Source organism: uncultured Roseobacter sp., assembly GCF_947491795.1.
Taxonomy (GTDB): Bacteria; Pseudomonadota; Alphaproteobacteria; order Rhodobacterales; family Rhodobacteraceae; genus Roseobacter.
Window position 1 is genome coordinate 1 of record NZ_CANLKW010000039.1, and the last position, 324, is coordinate 324.

The following is a 324-nucleotide window of genomic DNA, read 5'->3' on the forward strand; positions in this document are numbered from 1 at the left end:
GACCAGCAATGTCATCACTTCCGGAGCACACAAGGTTGCCCCCAATATCGGCGGCCTGACCTACGGCATCGAGAACAGAGGCTTCCGCAGCACGCTGCATGACAACATCGTGGCCCACCTGGCAGACCCCAACAACGACGACGAACTGCTCTACAAAAGGTGGGACAACAAGCCGATCGATGACGAGAACGGGGCCTACTATGACGACACTATCGTCTATAACTGGGTCGGCTCCCGGGCCATTGAACTGGGGCGCGACAATGACCGCAACACCGATGGTGTCGACGCGGCCGTTGCGGATCAGACAACGATCCAGCTCTATGC

1 pseudogene is annotated in these 324 nt (G+C 58.3%); it reads left to right on the forward strand.

Annotation, left to right across the window (positions count from 1 at the left end):
- Positions 1 to 324: pseudogene (locus Q1A34_RS21975) on the forward strand (hypothetical protein); the annotation flags it as partial.